The organism is Pseudorhodoferax sp. Leaf267, from assembly GCF_001422405.1.
In the GTDB taxonomy this organism is placed as follows: Bacteria; Pseudomonadota; Gammaproteobacteria; order Burkholderiales; family Burkholderiaceae_C; genus Pseudorhodoferax.
This window is the reverse complement of the sequence record NZ_LMMV01000022.1, coordinates 1-22,224: the sequence shown is the minus strand read 5'-3', so window position 1 is coordinate 22,224 and position 22,224 is coordinate 1. Positions and strand designations below refer to the sequence as shown.

At 68.7% G+C, this 22,224-nt stretch carries 16 protein-coding genes; 10 read left to right on the top strand and 6 right to left on the bottom strand.

Features of this window, described 5'->3' with window-relative positions; genetic code table 11:
• Window positions 1–103: 103 nt before the first annotated feature.
• The gene (locus ASF43_RS19925) at window positions 104–1,093 is read left to right on the top strand and encodes a DnaJ C-terminal domain-containing protein (RefSeq protein ID WP_056184670.1); all 990 of its coding nucleotides are present in this window, start codon (window positions 104–106) and stop codon (window positions 1,091–1,093) included.
• Window positions 1,090–1,413, top strand: coding sequence for a chaperone modulator CbpM (locus ASF43_RS19920; protein WP_235578316.1), 324 nt, complete (start codon window positions 1,090–1,092; stop codon window positions 1,411–1,413). Before ASF43_RS19925 ends, ASF43_RS19920 begins: the two co-directional genes overlap by 4 nt.
• Here the strand turns inward: ASF43_RS19920 and ASF43_RS19915 are convergent.
• The 5 genes from ASF43_RS19915 to ASF43_RS19895 form a co-directional block, all read right to left on the bottom strand.
• On the bottom strand, window positions 1,410–2,576 hold the full coding sequence (locus ASF43_RS19915) for an ABC transporter substrate-binding protein (protein WP_235578315.1): 1,167 nt from the start codon (window positions 2,574–2,576) through the stop codon (window positions 1,410–1,412). The two genes, ASF43_RS19920 and ASF43_RS19915, sit on opposite strands and share 4 nt — an antisense overlap.
• A 195-nt stretch (window positions 2,577–2,771) precedes the next feature.
• Window positions 2,772–4,073, bottom strand: a complete 1,302-nt coding sequence (locus tag ASF43_RS19910) for a CitMHS family transporter (RefSeq protein ID WP_056184669.1) — start codon at window positions 4,071–4,073, stop codon at window positions 2,772–2,774.
• A gap of 22 nt (window positions 4,074–4,095) precedes the next feature.
• Window positions 4,096–6,819 carry a CoA-binding protein gene (locus ASF43_RS19905; RefSeq protein WP_056184667.1) on the bottom strand — a complete coding sequence of 908 codons (2,724 nt, stop codon included), beginning with the start codon at window positions 6,817–6,819 and terminating at the stop codon, window positions 4,096–4,098.
• A 13-nt stretch (window positions 6,820–6,832) separates the two neighbouring features.
• Window positions 6,833–8,128, bottom strand: a complete 1,296-nt coding sequence (locus ASF43_RS19900; RefSeq protein ID WP_056184665.1) for an ATP citrate lyase citrate-binding domain-containing protein — start codon at window positions 8,126–8,128, stop codon at window positions 6,833–6,835.
• 177 nt (window positions 8,129–8,305) lie between these two features.
• On the bottom strand, window positions 8,306–9,406 hold the full coding sequence (locus ASF43_RS19895) for an ABC transporter substrate-binding protein (RefSeq protein WP_056184663.1): 1,101 nt from the start codon (window positions 9,404–9,406) through the stop codon (window positions 8,306–8,308).
• Between the two features lie 68 nt (window positions 9,407–9,474).
• On the opposite strand from ASF43_RS19895, the gene ASF43_RS19890 reads away from it, so the two are divergent.
• Window positions 9,475–10,155, top strand: coding sequence for a response regulator (locus tag ASF43_RS19890; RefSeq protein ID WP_056184661.1), 681 nt, complete (start codon window positions 9,475–9,477; stop codon window positions 10,153–10,155).
• On the top strand, window positions 10,142–11,503 hold the full coding sequence (locus tag ASF43_RS19885) for a sensor histidine kinase (protein WP_056184659.1): 1,362 nt from the start codon (window positions 10,142–10,144) through the stop codon (window positions 11,501–11,503). The genes ASF43_RS19890 and ASF43_RS19885 overlap by 14 nt, the downstream gene beginning before the upstream one ends.
• Window positions 11,504–11,554: 51 nt before the next feature.
• On the opposite strand, the gene ASF43_RS31410 is transcribed toward ASF43_RS19885, so the two are convergent.
• Window positions 11,555–12,151: a UPF0175 family protein gene (locus ASF43_RS31410; RefSeq protein WP_200932576.1), complete on the bottom strand. Its 597-nt coding sequence runs from the start codon at window positions 12,149–12,151 to the stop codon at window positions 11,555–11,557.
• Between the two features lie 110 nt (window positions 12,152–12,261).
• Between ASF43_RS31410 and aceE the strand changes: the two genes are divergently transcribed.
• The 6 genes from aceE to ASF43_RS19850 all read left to right on the top strand — a co-directional run.
• The gene (aceE, locus tag ASF43_RS19875) at window positions 12,262–14,934 is read left to right on the top strand and encodes a pyruvate dehydrogenase (acetyl-transferring), homodimeric type (RefSeq protein WP_056184655.1); all 2,673 of its coding nucleotides are present in this window, start codon (window positions 12,262–12,264) and stop codon (window positions 14,932–14,934) included.
• Window positions 14,935–14,945: 11 nt separating this feature from the next.
• Window positions 14,946–16,532, top strand: a complete 1,587-nt coding sequence (aceF, locus tag ASF43_RS19870) for a dihydrolipoyllysine-residue acetyltransferase (protein ID WP_056184654.1) — start codon at window positions 14,946–14,948, stop codon at window positions 16,530–16,532.
• 9 nt (window positions 16,533–16,541) lie between these two features.
• Window positions 16,542–18,329 (top strand): dihydrolipoyl dehydrogenase, encoded by a 1,788-nt coding sequence (gene lpdA, locus ASF43_RS19865; protein ID WP_056184652.1) that lies wholly within the window; start codon window positions 16,542–16,544, stop codon window positions 18,327–18,329.
• Window positions 18,326–19,111, top strand: coding sequence for an alpha/beta fold hydrolase (locus ASF43_RS19860; protein WP_056184650.1), 786 nt, complete (start codon window positions 18,326–18,328; stop codon window positions 19,109–19,111). Before lpdA ends, ASF43_RS19860 begins: the two co-directional genes overlap by 4 nt.
• A 28-nt stretch (window positions 19,112–19,139) precedes the next feature.
• Complete coding sequence (locus ASF43_RS19855; RefSeq protein ID WP_056184648.1) at window positions 19,140–21,422, top strand: NADP-dependent malic enzyme; 2,283 nt, start codon at window positions 19,140–19,142, stop codon at window positions 21,420–21,422.
• Window positions 21,423–21,613: 191 nt separating this feature from the next.
• The coding region (locus ASF43_RS19850) for a cation:dicarboxylate symporter family transporter (RefSeq protein ID WP_156373442.1) at window positions 21,614–22,224 on the top strand (611 nt) is incomplete at its 3' end.

Sequence of the window (22,224 nt, the reverse complement as noted above, 5' to 3'; positions counted from 1 at the left end):
CGGCTGTAGGCAGGCACCGACGCCTGGCGCCGCCGCCCGGCGCTTGCAAGCGGGAGACTCTTGGCCGATGCTCGGCGCCATTCTATCTGCATGACGGAGCGCCATGGACTTCAAGGACTACTACAGCGCATTGGGCGTGGCCAAGGCCGCGTCGGAAGACGAGGTGCGCAAGGCTTACCGCAAACTGGCCCGCAGGTACCACCCCGACGTGAGCAAGGAGGCCGACGCCGAAGCGCGCATGCGCGAGGTCAACGAGGCCTACGACGTGCTGCGCGACAAGGACAAGCGTGCCGCCTACGACGCGCTGGCCGAGCAAATGGCCAACGGCCCGCAGCCCGGCGCGACCGGGCAGGGCTTCTCACCGCCGCCGGGCTGGGACCAGGGCTTCGACTTTCGCCGCGGCGGGGGCACGGCCAGCCCTGGCGGGCCGGCCGACGACGCCGACTTCAGCGAGTTCTTCTCCTCGCTGTTCGGTGCCGCCCAGCGCCGCCAGACGCAGCAGCGCACCGCCCGCATGCGCGGCGACGACCAGCATGCCGCCATCGACATCGACCTGCCCGGCGCGCTGCGCGGCGGCACCCACACGCTGCAGCTGCAGGCGCTGGAGATCGACGCGCAGGGCGAGCCGAAGGTTGTGCAACGCACGCTGGAGGTGCGCATCCCGCCCGGCGTGCGGCCGGGCCAGCTGATCCGACTGGCGGGCCAGGGCCTGCCGGGCCACGGCGGCGAGCCGGCGGGCGACCTGTTCCTGGAGGTGCGCATCGTGCCCGACGCGCGCTGGCGCGTGCAAGGCCACGACATCACCATGCGCCTGCCCGTCACGCCCAGCGAGGCGGCCCTCGGCGCGCAGGTGCGCGTGGCGCTGCCCAACGGCGATGCGGTCGAGGTCGGCGTGCCGGCCGGCTCCCGGGCCGGCCGCAAGCTGCGCCTGAAGGAGCGCGGCTTTCCTGGCAAACAGCCGGGCCACGTGTACCTTGAACTGGAGATCGCGCTGCCGCCGGCCGACTCCGCCGCCGCGCGGGCCGCCTACGAGGCGCTGGCCCAGGCCAGCACGGCATTCGATCCGCGCGCCAGCATGGGAGAGCGAGCATGAGCATGCGCCACACCACCGTCACCATCACCCACTGCACGCCCGTGGACGAGGACCATCCGCTGCGCGTGGCCGAGCTGGCCCATGCGGCGGGCGACCGCATCGAATGGGTCGTGCAACTCGTCGACGCCGGCGTGATCGCGCCCACCGAGCCCGGCCTGCCGCAGGCGCAATGGGCCTTTCATGGCGAGGCGCTGCGCTGCGCGCTGGAGGCGCGGCGGCTGCAGCGCGACCTCGACGCCAGCATCGACGCGGCCGCGCTGATCATCGACCTGCAGCGCGAAGTGCGCCGCCTGCGCGCTCTGCTGGGCACTCAGCCTTAGCGCCTGCCCAGCGCCTGCCGCCACTTCTGGATGAAGTCGCGGTACTTCTGCTCGTCCAGGTGATCGGCCAGCGCCGGCCCCACGGTGATGGCGCGCAGGCTGGTGCCCAGCGTCTGCGTGAGGCCCGCCGCCGTGGCCGTGCCGCTCACGTCGGCGCGCACCGCGTACAGGCCGGACTGGTTGGCGATCACCGCCTGGCCGCGGCGCGACAGCAGGTAGTCCACCCACAGGCGCGCGGCGTTCGGGTGCGCGGCCCGCTGGCTGATGAGCAGCAGGCGCGACATCACCAGCGTGTAGTCGCTGGGGAACACGACGCCGATGCCCGCGTTCGCGCGCGCCGCCGCCACGGCGTAGGAGCCCAGCACGTTGTAGGCCATCGCCGCCCGGCCCGTGCCGAGCTGCTGCAGCATGGCGCCGGAGGTGGCGGCGTAGCGCACGCCGGTCTTGCCCAGGCCGACGGCGACGTCCCAGAACGTGGGCGCCACGGCCACGTCCTGCGTCGCCAAAAAGAAGCCCAGGCCGGACTTGGCAATGTCGTACGTGATGACCTTGCCTTGCAGGCGCGCGGCATCGGACTGCAGCAGCTTGGCCAGGTCGGCATGGGTGCGCGGCACCTGGGCCCCGGTGATTTGCGCCTTGTCGTAGGCGATGGCCACGGGCTCGAAGGTGGTGGCCCAGGTCTGGTCGTTCCACCTGGCCCAGGCCGGCAGGCCGCCCTGCTCGGGCGAGACATAGGTGGCCGCGTCGCCGCGCGCCACCAGGCTGGCCTGCAGGTCCATGGACGAGCTCCACACCACGTCGGCCGACGCGCGGCGCAGCTGCGTCTCGGCGATGAAGCGGTGGTGCAGCTCGGTGCTGGTGAGGTCCTCGTACTCGATGTTGATGCGCGGGTACAGCGCCTTGAAGTCGTCCAGCAGCGGCTGGGCCACGGCCAGGTCGGTGGTGGCGTAGATGACCAGCCGCCCTTCGTCCTCGGCCGCGCGCACGGTGGCGGCGTAGCCTGGCGCATAGCCGGGCGGCGGGGCGGCGCGCGGCGCGAACTCCAGCAGCTCGTCGGCATCCTGGGCGCCGGCCAGCCGGCTGGCGGCGAGCGCGGCCAGGCCCAGCACCAGGCGCCGGCGCGTGGCGGGCGGAAACGGCATGTGCTTGTGCAAGATGGTCATCTCAGTTCTCCACGGCGCTGGCGCGCCACCCGCAGGGCATGAAACAGGGTCGCAAGCCGCTGCTCGAACGGGCGCGGAGCAGCCCATGCCAGCGGACGCGGCGGAACGGGCTCTGCCCGGCCGCTCGCGGCGCCCCCTGGAGGGGGGATGGGACTTCTACACGCAGTGAGATGTCCAAACGGGGGTGGTTTCATCTCAGCGTGCGAGCGGAATCACGCCCAGCAGCAGCGTGGCGGCCAGCATCACCACCGCAGCCGACATGGCCCACAGCAGCGTGAAGCGCTGGTGGTCGCCGAACTCGACCTTGGCCAGCCCCACCAGCAGGTAGGTGGAGGCGACCAGCGGGCTCAGCAAATGCACCTGCTGGCCGATCAGCGAGGCGCGGCCGATCTCGGCGGCCGTGAAGCCGTGCACCGCGCCGGCCTTGGCCAGGATCGGCAGGATGCCGAAGTAGAACGCGTCGTTCGAGATGAAGAACGTGAACGGCACGCTGAGCACCGCGGTGACCACGGCCAGGTAGGGCTCCAGCCAGTTCGGCAGCCCGGCGATCACGCTGGCGGCGATGGCGTCGACCATCTTGGTGCCCGACAGCACGCCGACGAAGATGCCGGCCGCGAAGATCAGCGCCACCACCGGCACGATGTTGGCCGCGTGGGCTTCGAGCCGGTCCTTCTGCTCGCCCAGGTTCGGGTAGTTGATCATCAGCGCGATCGCGGCTGCCACCATGAACAGCACCTGCAGCGGGAAGGTGCCCATCACCAGCAGCGTCATGAGCCCGATGGTCAGGCCGAGGTTGACCCAGATCAGGTGCGGGCGCGCGGTCGTGGCGTCGGCGACCAGCGGCAGGCCTTCCGCCGGATGCGCGGCCACCGGCAGCTCGATGTGGCCCAGCCGGCGCTTCTCGCGCTGGCCCAGCAGCCAGGCCACGAACAGGCCCCAGGCGCCGGTGATGACCATCGGCAGGATCATCGGCACGAACAGCGTGCCCACATCCACGCCCAGCGCGCTGGCCGCGCGGGCGGTGGGGCCGCCCCAGGGCAGGATGTTCATGTTGCCGCCCGCCATCATGATCACGCAGGCCAGCACCAGCCGGCTGATGCCCAGCCTCTGGTACAGCGGCAGCATGGCCGCGCAGGTGATCATGTAGGTGGTGGAGCCGTCGCCGTCCAGCGAGACGCAGGTGGCCAGCACGAAGGTGCCCATGACGATCTTGCACGGGTCGTTGCCGACCAGCGCCAGGATCCAGCGCACGGCCGGGTCGAACAGGCCGGCGTCGATCATGATGCCGAAGTACAGGATGGCGAACATCAGCATCACGCCGGTGGGCGCGAGCTTCTTGATGCCCTCCAGCATCATCGGCCCCAGGCCCATGCCGAAACCGCCGATCAGGCCGAAGACGATGGGCACCAGGATCAGCGCGATCATGGCGGAGAGCCGCTTGGTCATGATCAGCGCCATGAAGACGATGATCATGGTGTAGGCGAGTGCGGTCAGCATGGTGTGTGGTTCCCGCAGTGCATCAGGCCACGAACTTGCAGACGGACGCCACCGTGCGCGTGTCCATGTTGCGCCCGCGGTTCAGGTGGTCGTCCACCTCGGCGGCGCAGCCCAGCATGCGCGGGTACAGGAAGATGGTGAACGCCGCCGTCTCCAGCTCACGCTCGCCGATCTCGCCGGCCTGCAGCGGCTTCCACAGCATCTTGAGCAGCAGCGCAGCGATGACCGCGTCGATGTTCACGCAATAGACGTTGCGCGACACGCCGGCCGTGTGCAGCTCCTGCACCAGCGCGCGGTAGAAGTCGTGGAACACGTTGCGCTCGCCGCGCTCTTCGAACAGCTTGGCGATGAAGACCTCGCGCGGGTCGTGGTTGACCGGCTTGTCCTTGAAGACCGGATGGTTCACGCCCGGCAGCTTGGCGATGTCCAGGCTGCCCTGGGTCTTCTTCTGCGTCTTGTACTGCGCGTACTGCGCCACGGCCTTGGCGGCGATGGCCTGGAGGTCGATGCCGTGGTCCCTGGCGCTCGGGTCCTTGAGGCCGCTGCCGTTGAACTGCTCGACCAGGTAGGCGATGCCCTCGTAGCCGTTGCCGCCGTGCGCGTAGCCGGTGTGCGTGAGAAAGCCGATCAGCGCCTTGTTCAGCTGCACGCGCTCGGGCTGCTCCGGCCCGTCGGCCGACACCGCGCCCTTGGCGCCCTGCGCCGAGATGGCGCCCGGCCCGTTGGTCAGCAGCAGGCCGACCAGGGTCTGGAACGCGAAGAGGTCGTCGGCTCCGGGTGCGTGGCCCAGCAGCGCGGCGAAGGCCGTCTCGCCCAGGCTCAGCTCGCCCAGCAGACGCTGTTGGTCGATACCGGCAAAGCGCGTGGGCTCGTGCTTCGAAGCGTCGGCCGACGCGCCGATGAGCGTGCCGAACAACTGCAGCCACCACGGGAAGCTCTCGGCCGTGGCGCGCGAGATGCGCTTGCGCGACAACGGCCCCCAGGCCAGCGTGGCCGAGATGGCGGCCAGCACGGCGGCCTCGGTAGCGTGGCCGGGCTGCGCCTGCAGCCAGCGCAGGAAGACCGAGCGGCCACCGCGTGCGGCCACGCCGTCGAGCAGGGCCTGGGCACGCGCATCGGGCGCGCCCGTCGTCAGCCCGGCCTGGCTGCCGGCATCCACAAGAGCGATGTCGAAGCTGTCGCTCAGCGAGGCGCCGTACTCGTTGCCCAGGCCGGCCGCATGGAAGCGCTCGATCATGAACTTGAGCGCGTCGCGCGCCGCCTGCTGGCGCTTGGGGCCGACGATGGCTGCCGCTGCCGCCAGCACCGCGTTGGGCGCATTGCCCGCCTCGCGGCTGGCCTGCGCGGCGGCCAGCTCGGGCCGGCCGTGCAGGTTGATGTAGGCCGCGATCGCCGGTGCGATCAGCTTGCGGTCGTTGTCGCCGCCGGCGTCGTGCAGCAAGGCCAGCGCCACATTGGATTCCAGCGGCAAGGTGGCGGCGTTCAGCATGCTGGTGCCGTGCAGGCTGCTGACCTGCGTCTTGGCGTCCATCTGCGAGGCACCGGACGCATCCTTCATGGTCTGGCGCGGCACCACGCCGCCGATCTGCGTGTTCAGCAGCGCGACCTGCTCGTTGTAGGGCGCCAGGGCCTCGACCACGGGCAGGCGCAGCGTCTCGGGCAGGTCCAGCCCCTCGTCGGAGCCGAACCAGGGCTTGAGCGCCAGGTTGCCTTCGGCCGGGAAGTCCGGCAGCGTGGCGTTGGCGCGCATCACCGCCGTGAGGGCGGCCGGGATGTGGGCGATGTTGGTCACCACCGCGCCCTTGGCCGAGCACACCGGGTTCTCGGGCGTGAACAGCTCGGTGACGCCGAACTTCTGCATGAACCAGCGCTCCTTGGCCTGCGCGTCGTCATGGCCGCCGGCCATGGCGCCGGCATGGCCCACGGCGCGCGTGAGCTTGCTCTTCCAGCGGCCGACCACGCAGGCCACCACCGGCTTGGTGAACGTGGCGTCGTGCTCGTAGTAGCCACCGGGTTCGCAGTACAGCACGGCCGCCTTGCTGCGCGCATCGTTGGCCAGCGCGAACGCGAACTCGGGCGCGGCGTAGTGGATGTAGACGTCCTTGCCGCTGCTGATGACGGTGGTGGTGCCCCAGCCGCCCATGCGCAGGTATTGCGCAATGGTGGTGGAGAAGCCGCCGGAGTTGGAGAAGATCGCGATCGAGCCGGGCCGCAGCGAATCGCCGGGCTTGTCGCCGCCCAGCGCGCCGCCGATGCGCACCTGGTTCCAGGAGTCGGCCACGCCCAGCCCATTGGCACCGAAGATGTCGATGCCGTTCTGCTGGCCCATGGCGCGGATCTCGCGCGCGTCGTGCACCGAGATCTTCTCGGTGATGATGAAGACCTTGCGCAGATCGGGGTTCACGCGGATCAGCTCGGCCACGCCGTCACGGGCGGCCGAGGGCGGCAGGTAGACCACGCCGCAGTTGAAGCGGTGGCCCGCGGCCAGCGCGTCGCGCACGTTGTTGTAGACCGGGATGTTGCCGATGGCCGTCTCCAGCACCGATCCACCCTTGCCGGGTGCGGTGCCGCAGACCACGTTGCCGCCCGAGTAGACGTGGCTGACGGGCGTGACCTCCTTGGACTCGCCGCCCAGGATGTTGAGCACGCAGACGCGGTCGTCGCGCGAGGCGACCTGGGTCAGCGAGCTGATGCCCACGTGGTACTTGAAGCCGCCCACGCTGTGGCGTTGGAAGTTGGTTTGCATGGTGTGTGTCTCCTCAGGCGTTGGCGTTGGTTGCGGGGGCTTCCAGCCCCAAGCGTTCGGCGATCTGTGCGCGGCCGCCATCGCGCATCCACAGGTCGACCTTCTTGGCGAACTGGATCACCTCGCTCATGTCCGAGTCGAAGCCGAACAGGCGGTACGGCAGGCCCAGCGCGTCGCAGGTGTCGCGCAGCGCGCCCATGCCGCGCACCAGGTTCGGGCCGCCACGGCCCACCACCACGTAGAGCGGCGTGGGCCCGTGCGCGCTGAAGTGCTCGCGCAGCGCATCGGCCATGGCGCGCAGGGTCTCGAAGATGTCGGTGTTGTTGCTCTTGCCGCCGATGATGAACAGCACGTTGGACTGCTTGAGCCAGTGCTTGAAGCAGATGCGCGCCACCTCCTTCATCTTCTCGTAGGGCGGGTTGCCGCCGAAGTCCGAGCTGATGATGGCCGCGTCGCCCAGCATCTCGGTCACCAGCGAATTGGCGCCGCCGCCGAAGGTGGGCGCCAGCACCGTGCCCTGGCCGTTGATGACGTACACGTCGCTCTGGCCCTGGTGCGTGCGCAGGGTGTTGATCTCCTGCTCGAACGGCGAGTAGTCGGCGGCGAACAGGTGCGGCGGCAAATTGAGGCGCAGCCAGCGCGGGTCGTCGCGGTCGAAGCCGCACTTGAAGTCGCAGGCCACGGGCGTGAGCCGGCCCTTCTTGTCGGCGCGCATGCGGATCGGGTTCAGCTCCAGCGTGGTCATGCCGAAGTTGTGGAACAGCTCCCACAGCTTGGGCAGTTGCTGCACCAGCGGCGAGATGATCTCCTTGGGCGCGCCGATCTCGGTCAGCGCGTTGGCCACGACGAAGGCCTTCAGCCCGGTCAGCGGGTCGAACGGCACCATCGCCACTTCGCTCTTGTCCAGCTCCTCGATGTCCATGCCGCCCTTGTGCGTGAGCGTCATGGTGGGCGCGCGGAAATGGGTGGAGTCGCTGATGGAGAAGTAGACCTCGTGCTCGGCCGGCACGCCAGCCTCGAAGGTCACGCCGTTGGCCTTGGCCTTGACATGGCCGACCTGGTGCTCGGCGAAGTACAGCCGCTCCTTCTCGGCCAGCGCGCCCTGCAGGTTGGTGGCGCGGCCCAGCAGGCCGGCCTTGCCCTTCTTGCCGATGCCGCCCTTGAACACGGGCTTGATGAAGATGAGGCCGTGCTTGTCCAGCATGGCCTTGATCTCCTCTTCACTGGCCGCCGGGCCGAGGACTTCGGTGGTGGGAAAGCCGGCGAATTCGAGCAGGCGGGCGCCGTGCAACATTCCGGTGATCTGCATGTCGTTGTCTCCTTGGGGATGGACGCTGTGGGGGTGCGACCAATGTAGGAAACAGCGGCTTTCGGATACCTTTCGAAGCGGGCGCCATCGTGTTGGGGCTTGCCCTAGGGTCGGGCGAAAGGTGGATGAAAGGCAGGTGGGTGCAGCATGCCGCGCATGCATGCACCCCGGGGCGGCTCAATCCCTCGCAGCCGTGAGCGCCCGCTTCCATTCCTGCAGGAAATCCCCGCGCTTGGCGCGGTCCAAGTAGACCATCAGGCTGGGGCCGATCGCGATCGGCTTCAGGCTGGGACCGACAGTGCGCGCCAGCGTGGCGGCGGTCTGGCCGCCCTGCACGTCGCTGCGCAGCGCGAACAGGTCGGACTGCTGGGCCATCACGGTCTGGCCGCGCTGCGACAGCAGGTAGTCCAGCCACAGGCGCGCGGCGTTGGGGTGCGGCGCGCGGCGGTTGATGAAGGCGATGCGCGAAACCACCAGCGTGTAGTCGCGCGGGTAGGCGAAGCCCACCGCCGCATCGTGATGGGCACGCCCACTGGCGTAGGAGCTGAGCACGTTGTAGGCCAGCACGGTCCTGCCCGAGGCCAGGCTCTCCAGCATGTCGCCGGTGCTGGTCTGCAGCCGCGTGTCGTTGCGGCCCAGCGCGCGCGCCACGTCCCAGAACATGGTGGAGGTCTTGGCGTCCTGGGTGGCGAACAGGAAGCCCAGGCCCGAACTTTCCAGGTCGTAGGTGGTCACGCGCGATCGGAAGCGCCCGCCCGGCGCGGTCAGCAGCCGCACCAGCTCGCTATGCGTGCGCGGCACCTCGGCCTCGCTCAGGTGCTGCTTGTTGTAGGCAAAGCCGATGGGCTCGAAGGTCGTGCCATAGGCCTCGGCCTTCCAGACAGCCCAGTTGGGCAGGTACGGCGTCTCGGGCGACACGTAGCGCCGGCCATGGCCGTCGTTGACCAGCTTGACCTGCAGGTCCATGGCCGAGCTCCACAGCACATCGGCCACCGGGGTGCCGGCGGCGGCCTCCTGCAGGAAGCGCTGGTAGATGTCGGCCGACTCGATGTCGCGGTAGTCCACCCGCACACCGGGGTACAGCGCCATGAAGTCCTGCACCAGGTGCTGCGCCACCGCCATGTCGGTGTTGCCGTAGACCACGACCGTGCCCTCGTGCCGGGCACTGGCGATGGTGCTGGCGTAGTCCCAGGGATAACCCGCGGGCTGTTGCGCCATGGCCAGAATGCTCCATGCGCACGCCATGGTGCACGCCATCGCCCTTAGCATCTTGTTCATGTCGTCTCCGTTGTCGCGGGCATTATCTCGACGCCCCGCGCCCGTTTTTCTGAAGGACATCATGCGCCATGCGTCTGCTGCTGGTTGAAGACAACGCCCGGCTGGTCCGCTCCCTCAGCGCGTGGCTGGCCGAGGCGGGCCTGGTGGTCGACACGGTGGGCGACGGCCTGCATGCCGAGCAACTGCTCACGCACGAGGAGTACGACGCCGTCATCCTCGACCTGGAACTGCCCCGCATGGGCGGCATGGAGCTGCTGCGCGTGCTGCGCGCGCGCGGCGACGAGGTGCCGGTGCTGATCCTCACCGCCAGCGGCGAGACGGCCGACCGCGTGCGGGGCCTGAACGCCGGCGCCGACGACTACCTGGCCAAGCCGTTCGACCCCGAGGAACTGGTGGCCCGCGTGCGCGCCATCGCCCGGCGCCGGGCCGGGCGTGCCCATTCGGTGTTCGAGCTGGGGCGCCTGCGCTACGACACGGTGAGCCGGCTGTTCAGCGTGGACGCGCAGCCGCTGCCGCTGCCGGGGCGCGAGCACGCGATCCTGGAGGCGCTGATGGCCCGCCCCGGCAGCCCGGTGGACAAGAAGACGCTGATCGACCAGCTGTGCTCGCTCGACGAGGCCATCAGCCCCGAGGCCATCGAGCTGTACGTGCACCGCCTGCGCAAGCGCATGGAGCATTCCGGCACCCGCATCCGCACGCTGCGCGGCCTGGGCTATCTGCTGGAGCGCGCCGACGATGCGCCTGCGTAACCACCTGCTGCGCTGGCTGCTGCTGCCGCTGGCGCTGGTGTGGGCGATCGGCTTCCATCTGGACTACGCGCGCAGCATCGCGCAGGCCAACGAAGCCTACGACCGCACGCTGGCCGGCTCGGCGCTGGCGATCGCCGAACGCGTGATGGTGCGCGATGGCGCGTTCTCGGTGGACCTGCCCTATGCCGCGCTGGAGATGCTGGAGACGCGCGCGCAGGACCGCGTCTTCTACAAGGTCTCCAGCGAGCGCCCCGCCATGGTCGTCACCGGCCACGAAGACCTGCCCGGCCCCGCGGCGGCGCTCGAGGGCGACCAGCCGGTGTTCGAGGACGCGCGCTACCAGGGCGAGGCCATCCGCATGGTGGCAGTGCGCCGGCCGCTGTACGAGGAGCGCGGGCTCGGCCCGGTGCTGGTGCAGGTGGCCGAGACCACGGCGGCGCGCCAGGCCATGTCCACCCGCATCCTGCTCGATTCGGCTCTCACGCAGCTCACACTGATCGCGGCGGCCGCCCTGCTGATCACCTTCGGCGTGCGCCGCGGGCTGGAGCCGCTGCGCCGCATCCGCCGCGAGATCGCCGGCCGCGACGAGTTCGACCTGACACCCATCGACGCCCGGGCCGTGCCGCGCGAGGTCGCGCCGCTGATCGAGGCGCTGAACCTGCACACCGAACGCCAACGCCAGCTCAACGAAGCGCACCGCCAGTTCATCGCCGATGCCTCGCACCAGCTCAAGACGCCGCTGACCGTGCTCAAGACCCAGGCCGCGCTGGCCCTGCAGCAGCAGGACGTGGCCCGCATGCGCGCCATCGTGGCCGAGATCCACGACGCCACCGACATGACGGCGCGCACCATCAACCAGCTGCTGGCGCTGGCGCGCAGCGAGCCCGGCCACCTGATGCCGACGGAGCGCGTGGACCTGGTGGAGATTGCGCGCGGTGCCACCTTCGACCTGCTGCCGAACGCGCTGGACAAGGGCGTCGAGCTCGGTTTCGAGGACAGCGGCGCCACGCCGGTGCAGGGCCAGGCGCTGCTGCTGCGCGAACTCGTCAGCAACCTCACCGACAACGCGATCCGCTATACGCCACGCGGCGGCGCCATCACCGTGTCGGTGGGCCAGGCGCCCGACGGCCAGGCGCTGCTGCAGGTGCAGGACAACGGCCCCGGCATCGCGCCGGAACACCGCGCCAAGGTGTTCGACCGCTTCTACCGCGTGAACGGCGCACTCAGCGACGGCTGCGGCCTGGGGCTGGCCATCGTGCGGCAGATCTGCGAGCGGCACGGGGCGCTGGCGGAGCTGCAGACGGCGGCCAGCGGGCAGGGGTTGTGCGTGGTGGTGCGGTTTCCTTAACAGCCCTGCTTTGTCGCCATGGCACGGCTGGCGCGCTCTTTCATCAGAGGATCAGCCCTGCCCCAGACTGCTCGGGGCTGGCACCGCGCAGGACGAAGTGAGCCACTCGTCCAGCGTCTGCAGATCGCGCGGGACTTCGCTCTCGTCATGGTCCACCACGGAGATTCCCAGCCGCGACACATGAGCGATGAAGCTGGCCAGCGGCATCTGCGCCATGCGGGCAGCACGCGCCAGAGACAGGCCACCGGCGCGAAACAGCGCCGTGGCCAATGCCGCGCGCACACCGGGCTCGGCGAGTAGCTTGCCCGACTGCAGGCCGATCATCACGGCGTCTGGCTGGTCGCGGCGCATGACCACGACGAGGTCATCGCGCGCGCAGCGTAGCGTTCGGCTGGGGTTGTTCCTCAGAAAAGAAACATTGACGACGTGCATCGCGATGCCCTTCGAGATGGGAGTGCAGGAAGCGAAGACTCTAAAGGAATCAAGTGCTTCGCATGTTTCCCGTGAGCGATTGCTCCGGCTATCAGTCGCAACGGCAAAGGGTTTTCCCCAACACGTCTGTCCGACGCGCCGGACGCTACCGCCGCCCTCTTGCTGGAATGTCGGCCTGTCTGCCTGCACGCGGCGAAAAACTTTCTTCAGAATCAATGACTTAATCCCTTGTTTCGGCCGCGCGATACGTGGCATGCGCATTGCAAACGAGATCCGCCGCCCGCGTCATCCGACGCCGGACGCAGCTCGATCTCAGGAGACACGCAATGAGCATGATGGGTGACCCCGATCCCTTGGAAACCGGCGAGTGGGTGGACGCACTCGGCGCCGTGCAGCAGCACCGCGGCCCCGAACGCGCCAATGACCTGTTGAACCGATTGGTCGACGTGGGCCGGCGCGAAGGGCTCTATGTGCCCAAATCGCTCAACACGGCCTACAAGAACACCATCCCGCCCGAGCGCGAAGAAAAGTCCAACGGCGACCGCGCCATCGAGCACCGGCTGCGCTCCATCATCCGCTGGAACGCGATGGCCATCATCCTGCGGGCCAACAAGGAGTCGAGCGAACTCGGCGGCCACATCGCGAGCTTCCAGTCTGCCGCCACGCTGTACGACATCGGCTTCGGCCACTTCTGGCATGCGGCAACCGACACGCATGGCGGCGACCTGCTGTTCATCCAGGGCCACAGCTCGCCCGGCATCTACGCCCGCGCCTTCCTCGAAGGCCGGCTCACCGAGCAGCAGCTGCTGAACTACCGCCAGGAGGCCGACGGCAACGGCATCCCCTCGTACCCGCATCCCTGGCTGATGCCGGACTTCTGGCAGTTCCCCACCGTCTCCATGGGCCTGGGCCCGCTGATGGCGATCTACCAGGCGCGCTTCCTCAAGTACCTGCACGGCCGGGGCCTGGCCGACACGGCGCCGCGCAAGGTCTGGGCCTTCATGGGCGACGGCGAGATGGACGAGCCCGAATCGCTGGGGGCCATTTCGCTGGCGGGCCGCGAGAGCCTGGACAACCTGGTCTTCGTCATCAACTGCAACCTGCAGCGGCTGGACGGCCCGGTGCGCGGCAACGGCAAGATCGTGCAGGAGCTGGAGTCCGTGTTCCGCGGCGCCGGCTGGAACGTCATCAAGGTGCTGTGGGGCAGCGGCTGGGACAAGCTGCTCGCGGCCGACAAGAGCGGCAAGCTCTTGCAGCGCATGGAAGAGTGCGTGGACGGCGAGTACCAGGACTTCAAGAGCAAGAGCGGCGCCTATGTGCGCGAGCACTTCTTCGGCAAGTACGACGAGACGCGCGCACTCGTGGCCGACATGAGCGACGACGAGATCTGGAGCCTGACCCGTGGCGGCCACGACCCCGAGAAGGTGTTCGCCGCCTACGCCGCAGCCGTCAAGCACACCGGCCAGCCCACGCTGATCCTGCCCAAGACGGTGAAGGGCTACGGCATGGGCGAATCGGGCGAGGGCCAAATGATCGCCCACCAGGCCAAGAAGATGACGCAGGACGCGCTGCGCGGCTTTCGCGACCGGTTCCAGATCCCGGTGTCCGATGAAGACCTGCCCAACATGCCCTTCATCAAGCTGCCGGACGACAGCCCGGAGATGCAGTACCTGAAGGCGCGCCGCGCAGCGCTGGGCGGCTACCTGCCCCAGCGCCGGCAGAAGTCCACGGCGCTGGAGATTCCGCCGCTGGCCACCTTCGAGCGGCTGCTCAAGGACACCGGCGAGCGCGAGATCTCCACCACCATGGCCTTCGTGCAGATGCTGGGCACCCTCGTGCGCGACAAGAACATCGGCAAGCACGTCGTGCCCATCGTGCCCGACGAGTCGCGCACCTTCGGCATGGAAGGCATGTTCCGCCAGCTCGGCATCTGGTCCTCGCTCGGCCAGCTCTACAAGCCGCAGGACGCCGACCAGCTCATGTACTACCGCGAGTCCAAGGACGGGCAGGTGCTGCAGGAGGGCATCAACGAAGGGGGCGCCATGTCCAGCTGGATCGTGGCCGCCACCTCGTACAGCACGAACAACGTGCCCATGATCCCGTTCTACATCTACTACTCGATGTTCGGGCTGCAGCGCGTGGGCGACCTGGCCTGGCTGGCGGGCGACATCCGTGCGCGCGGCTTTCTGCTGGGCGGCACCGCCGGCCGCACCACGCTGAACGGCGAAGGCCTGCAGCACGAGGACGGGCACAGCCACATCCTGGCCGGCACCATCCCCAACTGCATCAGCTACGACCCGACCTTCGCCTACGAAGTGGTGGCCATCGTGCGCGACGGCATGCGCCGCATGTACGCCGAGCAGGAGGACGTGTACTACTACATCACCCTCATGAACGAAAACTACCCGCACCCCGGCATGCCCGAGGGCAGCGAGGCGGGGATCCTGAAGGGGCTGTACCAGCTCAGCGATGGCGGCAAGGAGAAGAAGAAGGGCCAGCGCGTGCAGCTCATGGGCAGCGGCACCATCCTGCGCGAGGTGATGTTCGCAGCCGAGCTGCTGAAGGCCGACTTCGGCATCGCCGCCGACGTGTGGAGCGCCACCAGCTACAACGAGCTGCGCCGCGACGGCATGGCCGCCGAGCGCTGGAGCCGGCTGCACCCCACCGAGCCGGCGCGCAAGAGCTACGTGGAGCAGTGCCTGGAGGGCCACGACGGCCCCGTCATCGCTGCCACCGACTACATGCGCAACTACGCCGACCAGGTGCGCGAATACGTGCAGGCCGCGGGCCGGCGCTACACCGTGCTGGGCACCGACGGCTTCGGCCGCAGCGACTACCGCAAGAAGCTGCGCCGCTTCTTCGAGGTCGACCGCTGGCACGTGGTCGTGGCCGCGCTGAAGGCCCTGGCCGACGACGGCATCATCAAGCCGGCCGTCGTGGCCGAGGCGATCACGAAGTACGGGCTGGACGCCGAGCGCGCCGCCCCCTGGACCGTGTGAGGCAGAACACCATGAGCAACACCATCGACATCCAGGTGCCGGACATCGGCGACTTCACCGACATCCCCGTCATCGAGATCTTCGTGAAGGTCGGCGACACGGTGAAGGCCGAAGACCCGCTGATCTCGCTCGAATCCGACAAGGCCACGATGGAAGTGCCCGCGCCGCAGGGCGGCGTCGTCGCGTCCATCGGCGTGAAGCTGGGCGACAAGGTCAGCCAGGGCAGCGTGATCATGACGTTCCAGGCCGAGGGCGCGGCTGCCGCCGCCCCCGCCGAGGCCGCCAAACCCAGCGTGACGGCTCCGCCCTCTGCGACCAGCGCGCCGGCCGGCGTGGCCGAGGTGCGCGTGCCGGACATCGGCGACTTCAGCGACATCCCGGTCATCGAGATCTTCGTGAAGGTGGGCGATACGGTGAAGGCCGAGCAGCCGATCATCTCGCTGGAGTCCGACAAGGCCACCATGGACGTGCCCGCGCCGCTGTCGGGTGTGGTGCAGTCGATTGCGCTCAAGGTGGGCGACAAGGTGAGCCAGGGCACGGTAGTGTTGGTGCTGGCGACCGGCGAAGCGCCGGTGGCTGCTGCGGCGCCTGCACCTGTGGTCGCGCCCGCAGCTGCAGCGCCGGTCGCAGCCGCCGCCAGCACCGGCATCGACGAGACCGCGTTCGCGCTGGCCTACGCCGGCCCGGCCGTGCGCAAGCTGGCGCGTGAACTCGCCGTGAACCTGGGCCATGTGAAGGGCACGGGCGACCATGGCCGCATCGTGCGCGCCGACGTGGAAGCCTTCGCCAAGGGCGGCGGTGGAGCAGCCGCCCCCGCAGCCGCCAAGTCCGCTTCGGCCGCCGCCTCCGGCGGTGGCGGCGGCCTGGACCTGCTGGCCTGGCCCAAGGTCGACTTCGCCAAGTTCGGCCCCGTGGAGCGCAAGGAGCTCTCGCGCATCAAGAAGATCTCGGGCGCCAACCTGCACCGCAACTGGGTGGTCATCCCGCACGTCACCACGCACGACGAGGCCGACATCACCGACCTCGAACAGTTCCGCGTGCAGATGAACAAGGAGCTGGAAAAGTCCGGCGTCAAGATCAGCATGCTGCCCTTCATGATGAAGGCGGCCGTGTCGGCCTTGAAGAAGTTCCCCGAGTTCAACGCCAGCCTGGACGGTGACGCGCTGGTGCTCAAGAACTACTGGCACATCGGCTTCGCGGCCGACACGCCGAACGGGCTCATGGTCCCGGTGATCCGCGACGTGGACCAGAAGACCGTGCCCGAGATCGCCAAGGAGATGGGCGAGCTGGCCAAGCTGGCGCGCGACGGCAAGTTGAAGCCCGACCAGATGTCGGGCGGCACCTTCACCATCAGCTCGCTGGGCGGCATCGGCGGCATCTACTTCACGCCCATCATCAATGCGCCCGAGGTGGCCATCATGGGTGTGTGCAAGAGCTACTGGAAGCAGCACTCCAGCGATGGCAAGACGTACACGTCGCGCCTGACCTTGCCGCTGTCCCTCTCCTGGGACCACCGCGTGATCGACGGCGCCGCCGCCGCGCGCTTCAACGTGCATTTCGCCAACGTGCTCGCCGACCTGCGGCGAGTTCTCTTCTGAGGTTTCCCCATGGCACTAGTCGAAGTCAAGGTCCCCGACATCGGGGACTTCAAGGATGTGGCCGTCATCGAGCTGCTGGTGAAGCCGGGCGAGGTCATCGCGGTGGACACCGGGCTCTTGATGGTGGAGTCGGACAAGGCGTCGATGGAGATTCCGTCGAGCCATGCGGGCACGGTGAAGGAGCTGAAGGTCAAGCTGGGGGACAAGGTGAGCGAGGGGACGGTGGTGCTGGTGGTCGAGGCGGCGGGGGCGGCTGCCTCGTCTCCTCCCCCCCTGGGGGAGGGTAGGGTGGGGGCAGCGGCGCCTGCACCAGCCCCGGCCAGTGGCCAGGCGCCCCCACCCCAGCCCTCCCCCAAAGGGGGAGGGAGCTATGCCGGCAAGGCCGATATCGAATGCGAAGTCCTCGTCCTCGGCGCCGGCCCCGGCGGTTACTCCGCGGCCTTCCGCAGCGCCGACCTGGGCATGAAAACCGTCCTCGTCGAGCGCTACGCCACGCTGGGCGGCGTCTGCCTCAACGTGGGCTGCATCCCATCGAAAGCCCTGCTGCACACCGCAGCCGTGATGGACGAAGTCAAGAACCTGGGCCACCACGGCATCAAGTACGCCGCACCGGAAGTCGACATCGACGCGCTGCGCGGCTTCAAGGACGGCGTGATCAAGAAGCTCACGGGCGGCCTGGCCGGCATGGCCAAGGCGCGCAAGGTCGAGGTGGTGACCGGCGTGGGCAGCTTCCTCGATGCGCACCATGTCGAGGTGCTGGCGGCAGACGGCAAGAAGAAGGTGGTCAAGTTCGCCAAGGCCATCATCGCGGCCGGCTCGCAGGCCGTGAAGCTGCCGTTCATGCCCGAGGACGACCGCGTGGTCGACTCCACCGGCGCGCTGCTGCTGAAATCCATCCCCAAGCGCATGCTGGTGATCGGCGGCGGCATCATCGGGCTGGAGATGGCCACGGTGTATTCCACGCTGGGCACGCGCATCGACGTGGTCGAGATGCTGGACGGGCTGATGCAGGGCGCGGACCGCGACCTCGTGAAAGTCTGGGAGAAGGTCAACGCGCCGCGTTTCGACAACGTGATGCTCAAGACCAAGACGGTTGGCGCCAAGGCAACGAAGGCCGGCATCGAGGTCAGCTTCGAAGGCGAGAAGGCGCCGAAAGAGCCGCAGGTCTACGACCTGGTGCTCGTGGCCGTCGGCCGCAGCCCCAACGGCAAGAAGATCGCTGCCGACAAGGCCGGCGTCGCCGTCACCGACCGCGGCTTCATCGACGTCGACAAGCAGATGCGCACCAACGTGCCGCACATCTTTGCCATCGGCGATGTGGTCGGCCAGCCCATGCTGGCGCACAAGGCCGTGCACGAGGCGCATGTGGCGGCCGAGGCGGCCAACGGCCAGCCGGCGTTCTTCGACGCGCGCCAGATCCCCAGCGTGGCCTACACGGACCCCGAGGTCGCCTGGGCCGGCAAGACCGAGGAGCAGTGCAAGGCCGAGGGCCTCAAGATCGGCAAGGCCGTGTTCCCCTGGGCCGCATCGGGCCGGGCCATTGCCAACGGCCGCGACGAGGGTTTCACCAAGCTGCTGTTCGACGAGGCCACGCACCGCATCGTGGGCGGCGGCATCGTCGGCACGCATGCGGGCGACCTGATCAGCGAGGTGTGCCTGGCGATCGAGATGGGCTGCGAGCCCGGCGACATCGGCAAGACCATCCACCCGCACCCCACGCTGGGCGAGTCCATCGGCATGGCGGCCGAGGTCTTCGAAGGCCACTGCACCGACCTGCCGCCGCAAAAGAAGAAATGAGCACTCCGGTCGAGCTAGCGTTCGAGTCGCTGGGCGAAGGCCCGCCCGTCGTCATCCTGCACGGCCTGTTCGGCGCGGGGCGCAACTGGACGCAGATGGCGCAGGCGCTGTCGGCCAACCACCGCGTGATCCTGCCCGACGCGCGCAACCACGGCGCATCACCCTGGTCCGACAGCATGTCGTATGCCGACATGGCGCTGGACGTGGCAGCGCTGATGCAACGCGAGGGGCTGGAGCACCCCTTCGTGATCGGCCACAGCATGGGCGGCAAGACCGCGATGGCGCTGGCCCTGGCCGACCCGCAGCGCATCGCCGGCCTGGCCGTGATCGACATCGCGCCGCAGGCCTATGCGGACCAGTTCAGCACCTACGTGCAGGCCATGCGCAGCCTGGACGTGGCCGCCGCCACCAGCCGGCGCGAGTTGCAGCAGGCGCTGGCGACAAAGCTGGGCCCCACGGCGCCGGTGGACTTTTTGCTGCAGAACCTGCGCCGCCAGGGCGAGCGCTTCGACTGGCGCATCAACCTCATGGCCACCAGCCTGTGCATGGGCGAGCTGTGCGGCTTTCCCGATGCGCTGCGCAACGGCCGCTACGACGGGCCGGCGCTGTTCGTGCACGGCGCCGATTCCGACTACGTGCCGCCGAGCGCCGTGCCCGGCATCCAGGCGCTGTTCCCGCGCGCCGCGCTGCAGAGCATTGCCGATGCCGGCCACTGGGTGCACGCCGACCAGCCCGCCGCCCTGCTGCGCGTGCTGCAGCACTGGCTGGCCCGCACCCGCTGATCCACCAAAACCAACCCAGAGAACCTCCATGTCCGACGACACCCTGCGCGACGCCGCGCTCGACTACCACCGCTACCCCACCCCCGGCAAGATCTCGGTCAACCCGACCAAGCCCATGGCCACGCAGCGCGACCTGGCGCTGGCCTATTCCCCCGGCGTGGCCGATGCCTGCATGGAGATCGTGCGCGACCCGGCCGAGGCCATGAACCTCACCTCGCGCGCCAACCTTGTGGCCGTCATCACCAACGGCACGGCCGTGCTGGGCCTGGGCAACATCGGCCCGCTGGCCGGCAAGCCGGTCATGGAGGGCAAGGGCTGTCTGTTCAAGAAGTTCGCCGGCATCGACGTGTTCGACATCGAGCTGGCCGAGAACGACCCCGACGCGCTGATCGACACCATCGCGCGCATGGAGCCCACCTTCGGCGGCATCAACCTGGAAGACATCAAGGCGCCCGAGTGCTTCTACATCGAGAAGAAGCTGCGCGAGCGTATGAAGATCCCGGTGTTCCACGACGACCAGCACGGCACGGCCATCGTGGCCGCGGCCGCCATCCTGAACGCACTGCGCCATGTGAAGAAGGACATCGCCGACGTCAGGCTCGTGGCCTCGGGCGCCGGCGCTGCCGCGCTGGCCTGCCTGGACCTGATCGTGAGCCTGGGACTGCCCATGCGCAACATCACCGTGTCCGACAGCCTGGGCGTGGTGTATGCGGGCCGCAAGGAGCAGATGGACCCGAACAAGGCCCGCTACGCGCAGGACACCTCGGCCCGCCAGCTGGCCGAGATCATCGGCGGGGCCGACATCTTCCTGGGCCTGTCGGCCGGCAACGTGCTCAAGCCCGAGATGGTCCAGGCCATGGCGCGCGACCCCATCATCCTGGCCATGGCCAATCCCACGCCCGAGATCCTGCCCGAGGACGCGCTGGCCGTGCGGCCCGACGCCATCCTGGGCACCGGCCGCTCGGACTACCCGAACCAGGTCAACAACGTGCTGTGCTTCCCGTTCATCTTCCGTGGCGCGCTGGACGTGGGCGCCACCACGATCAACGAGGAGATGAAGCTGGCCGCCGTACACGCCATCGCCGACCTCACGCACGCCGAGATCCCCGAGGTCGTGGCCCAGGCCTACGGCGCGGTCGGCCTTCGCTTCGGCCGCGACTACCTGATCCCCAAGCCCTTCGACCCGCGCCTGATCGAGGCCGTGGCGCCCGCCGTGGCCCAGGCCGCGATGGACAGCGGCGTGGCCTCGCGGCCCATTGCCGACATGCGTGCCTACCGCCAGCGGCTGAGCCAGTTCGTCTACCAGTCGGGCAGCAGCATGCAGCCGCTGTTCGCCGCCGCCAAGAACGCGCCCCAGCGCGTGGTCTATGCCGAGGGCGAAGACGAGCGCGTGCTGCGCGCCGCCCAGGTGGTGGTGGATGAAGGCCTGGCCTACCCGCTGCTGCTGGGCCGGCCCGACGTCATCGCCGAGCGCATCGCGCAGTTCGGCCTGCGCCTCACGCTGGGCACCGACTGCGAGGCCGTCGACCCGCAGGACCAGGGCGTGCATGGCGAGGCCGCCGTGAGCTACTACGAGATCAAGCGCCGCGAAGGCATCTCGCGCGAGGTGGCCCAGGCCTACATGCGCAGCCGCAGCACCTTGCTGGCCGCCATGCTGGTGCGCCAGGGCAAGGCCGACGCCATGCTGTGCGGCACGCTGGGCAGCTACGGCGAGCACCTGCGCCATGTGCGCGACGTGATCGGCCTGCGCCCCGGCAGCAAGACCATGGCCGCCATGCAGATGCTGATGCTGCCGGGCCGCCAGCTGTTCATTTGCGACACGCACGTGAACCGCGACCCGGACGCCGCGCAGATCGCCGAGATCGCGCTGCTGGCCGCAGAGGAAGTGCGCCGCTTCGGCATCACGCCCAGCGTGGCGCTGCTGTCGCATTCCAATTTCGGCGGCTCCGACGCGCCCTCGGCCCTCAAGATGCGCGACGCGCTGGCCCTGGTCCAGGCGCAGGACCCGGAGCTCGCCATCGAGGGCGAAATGCGCGGCGACGCGGCCCTGTCCAAGCCCATCCTTGACCGCGAGTTCCCCGACTCGGGCCTCACCGCCGAAGCCAATGTGCTGGTCATGCCCAACGTGGACGCGGCCAACATCTCCTACAACCTGCTGCGCGTGGCGGCCGGCAGCGGCATCACGGTGGGCGGCATCCTGCTGGGCGCCGCGCGTGCCGTGCACATCCTCACCCCTTCGTCCACCGTTCGGCGTATCGTGAACATGACGGCGCTGGCCGTTGTGGACGCCCACTCCCACCGCGCAGCCTGACACTACCCAAGGAGACCCGCATGGACCACCCAACGGTTTCGCAACCCTTCTACAAGAGCCTGTACTTCCAGGTCATCACCGCCATCGTGATCGGCGTGCTGCTCGGGCATTTCTGGCCAGAGACCGGCGCGGCCATGANACCGGGTTCTCCCTAGGATCACCCCTGTCCGTCAGACACCGCCCACAGCGGCATGGACCACCCAACGGTTTCGCAACCCTTCTACAAGAGCCTGTACTTCCAGGTCATCACCGCCATCGTGATCGGCGTGCTGCTCGGGCATTTCTGGCCAGAGACCGGCGCGGCCATGAAGCCGCTGGGCGACGGCTTCATCAAGCTGATCAAGATGATCATCGCGCCCATCATCTTCTGCACCGTGGTGGTCGGCATCGCCGGCATGGAGGACATGAAGAAGGTCGGCAAGACCGGCGGCCTGGCGCTGCTGTACTTCGAGATCGTCTCCACCATCGCGCTCATCGTGGGCCTGGTCATCATCAACATCGTCAAGCCCGGTGTGGGCATGAACGTGGACGTGAGCCAGCTGGACGCCAACTCGGTCGCCGCCTACACCAAGCCGGGCCAGATGCAGGGCACGGTGGACTTTCTGCTGCACGTGATCCCCAACACCGTGGTCGATGCCTTCGCCAAGGGCGAGATCCTGCAGGTGCTGCTGTTTGCCGTGATGTTCGGCTTCGCGCTGCACAAGTTTGGCGGGCGCGGCACGCTGGTGTTCGACTTCATCGAGAAGTTCTCGCACGTGCTGTTCGTGATCGTGGGCTACATCATGAAGGTCGCGCCCATCGG

Coding starts and splice junctions, on each gene's coding strand:
- ASF43_RS19925 (WP_056184670.1), top strand. CDS start 104: ATGGACTTCAAGGACTACTACAGCGCATTGGGCGTGGCCAAGGCCGCG.
- ASF43_RS19920 (WP_235578316.1), top strand. CDS start 1,090: ATGAGCATGCGCCACACCACCGTCACCATCACCCACTGCACGCCCGTG.
- ASF43_RS19915 (WP_235578315.1), bottom strand. CDS start 2,576: ATGACCATCTTGCACAAGCACATGCCGTTTCCGCCCGCCACGCGCCGG.
- ASF43_RS19910 (WP_056184669.1), bottom strand. CDS start 4,073: ATGCTGACCGCACTCGCCTACACCATGATCATCGTCTTCATGGCGCTG.
- ASF43_RS19905 (WP_056184667.1), bottom strand. CDS start 6,819: ATGCAAACCAACTTCCAACGCCACAGCGTGGGCGGCTTCAAGTACCAC.
- ASF43_RS19900 (WP_056184665.1), bottom strand. CDS start 8,128: ATGCAGATCACCGGAATGTTGCACGGCGCCCGCCTGCTCGAATTCGCC.
- ASF43_RS19895 (WP_056184663.1), bottom strand. CDS start 9,406: ATGAACAAGATGCTAAGGGCGATGGCGTGCACCATGGCGTGCGCATGG.
- ASF43_RS19890 (WP_056184661.1), top strand. CDS start 9,475: ATGCGTCTGCTGCTGGTTGAAGACAACGCCCGGCTGGTCCGCTCCCTC.
- ASF43_RS19885 (WP_056184659.1), top strand. CDS start 10,142: ATGCGCCTGCGTAACCACCTGCTGCGCTGGCTGCTGCTGCCGCTGGCG.
- aceE (WP_056184655.1), top strand. CDS start 12,262: ATGAGCATGATGGGTGACCCCGATCCCTTGGAAACCGGCGAGTGGGTG.
- aceF (WP_056184654.1), top strand. CDS start 14,946: ATGAGCAACACCATCGACATCCAGGTGCCGGACATCGGCGACTTCACC.
- lpdA (WP_056184652.1), top strand. CDS start 16,542: ATGGCACTAGTCGAAGTCAAGGTCCCCGACATCGGGGACTTCAAGGAT.
- ASF43_RS19860 (WP_056184650.1), top strand. CDS start 18,326: ATGAGCACTCCGGTCGAGCTAGCGTTCGAGTCGCTGGGCGAAGGCCCG.
- ASF43_RS19855 (WP_056184648.1), top strand. CDS start 19,140: ATGTCCGACGACACCCTGCGCGACGCCGCGCTCGACTACCACCGCTAC.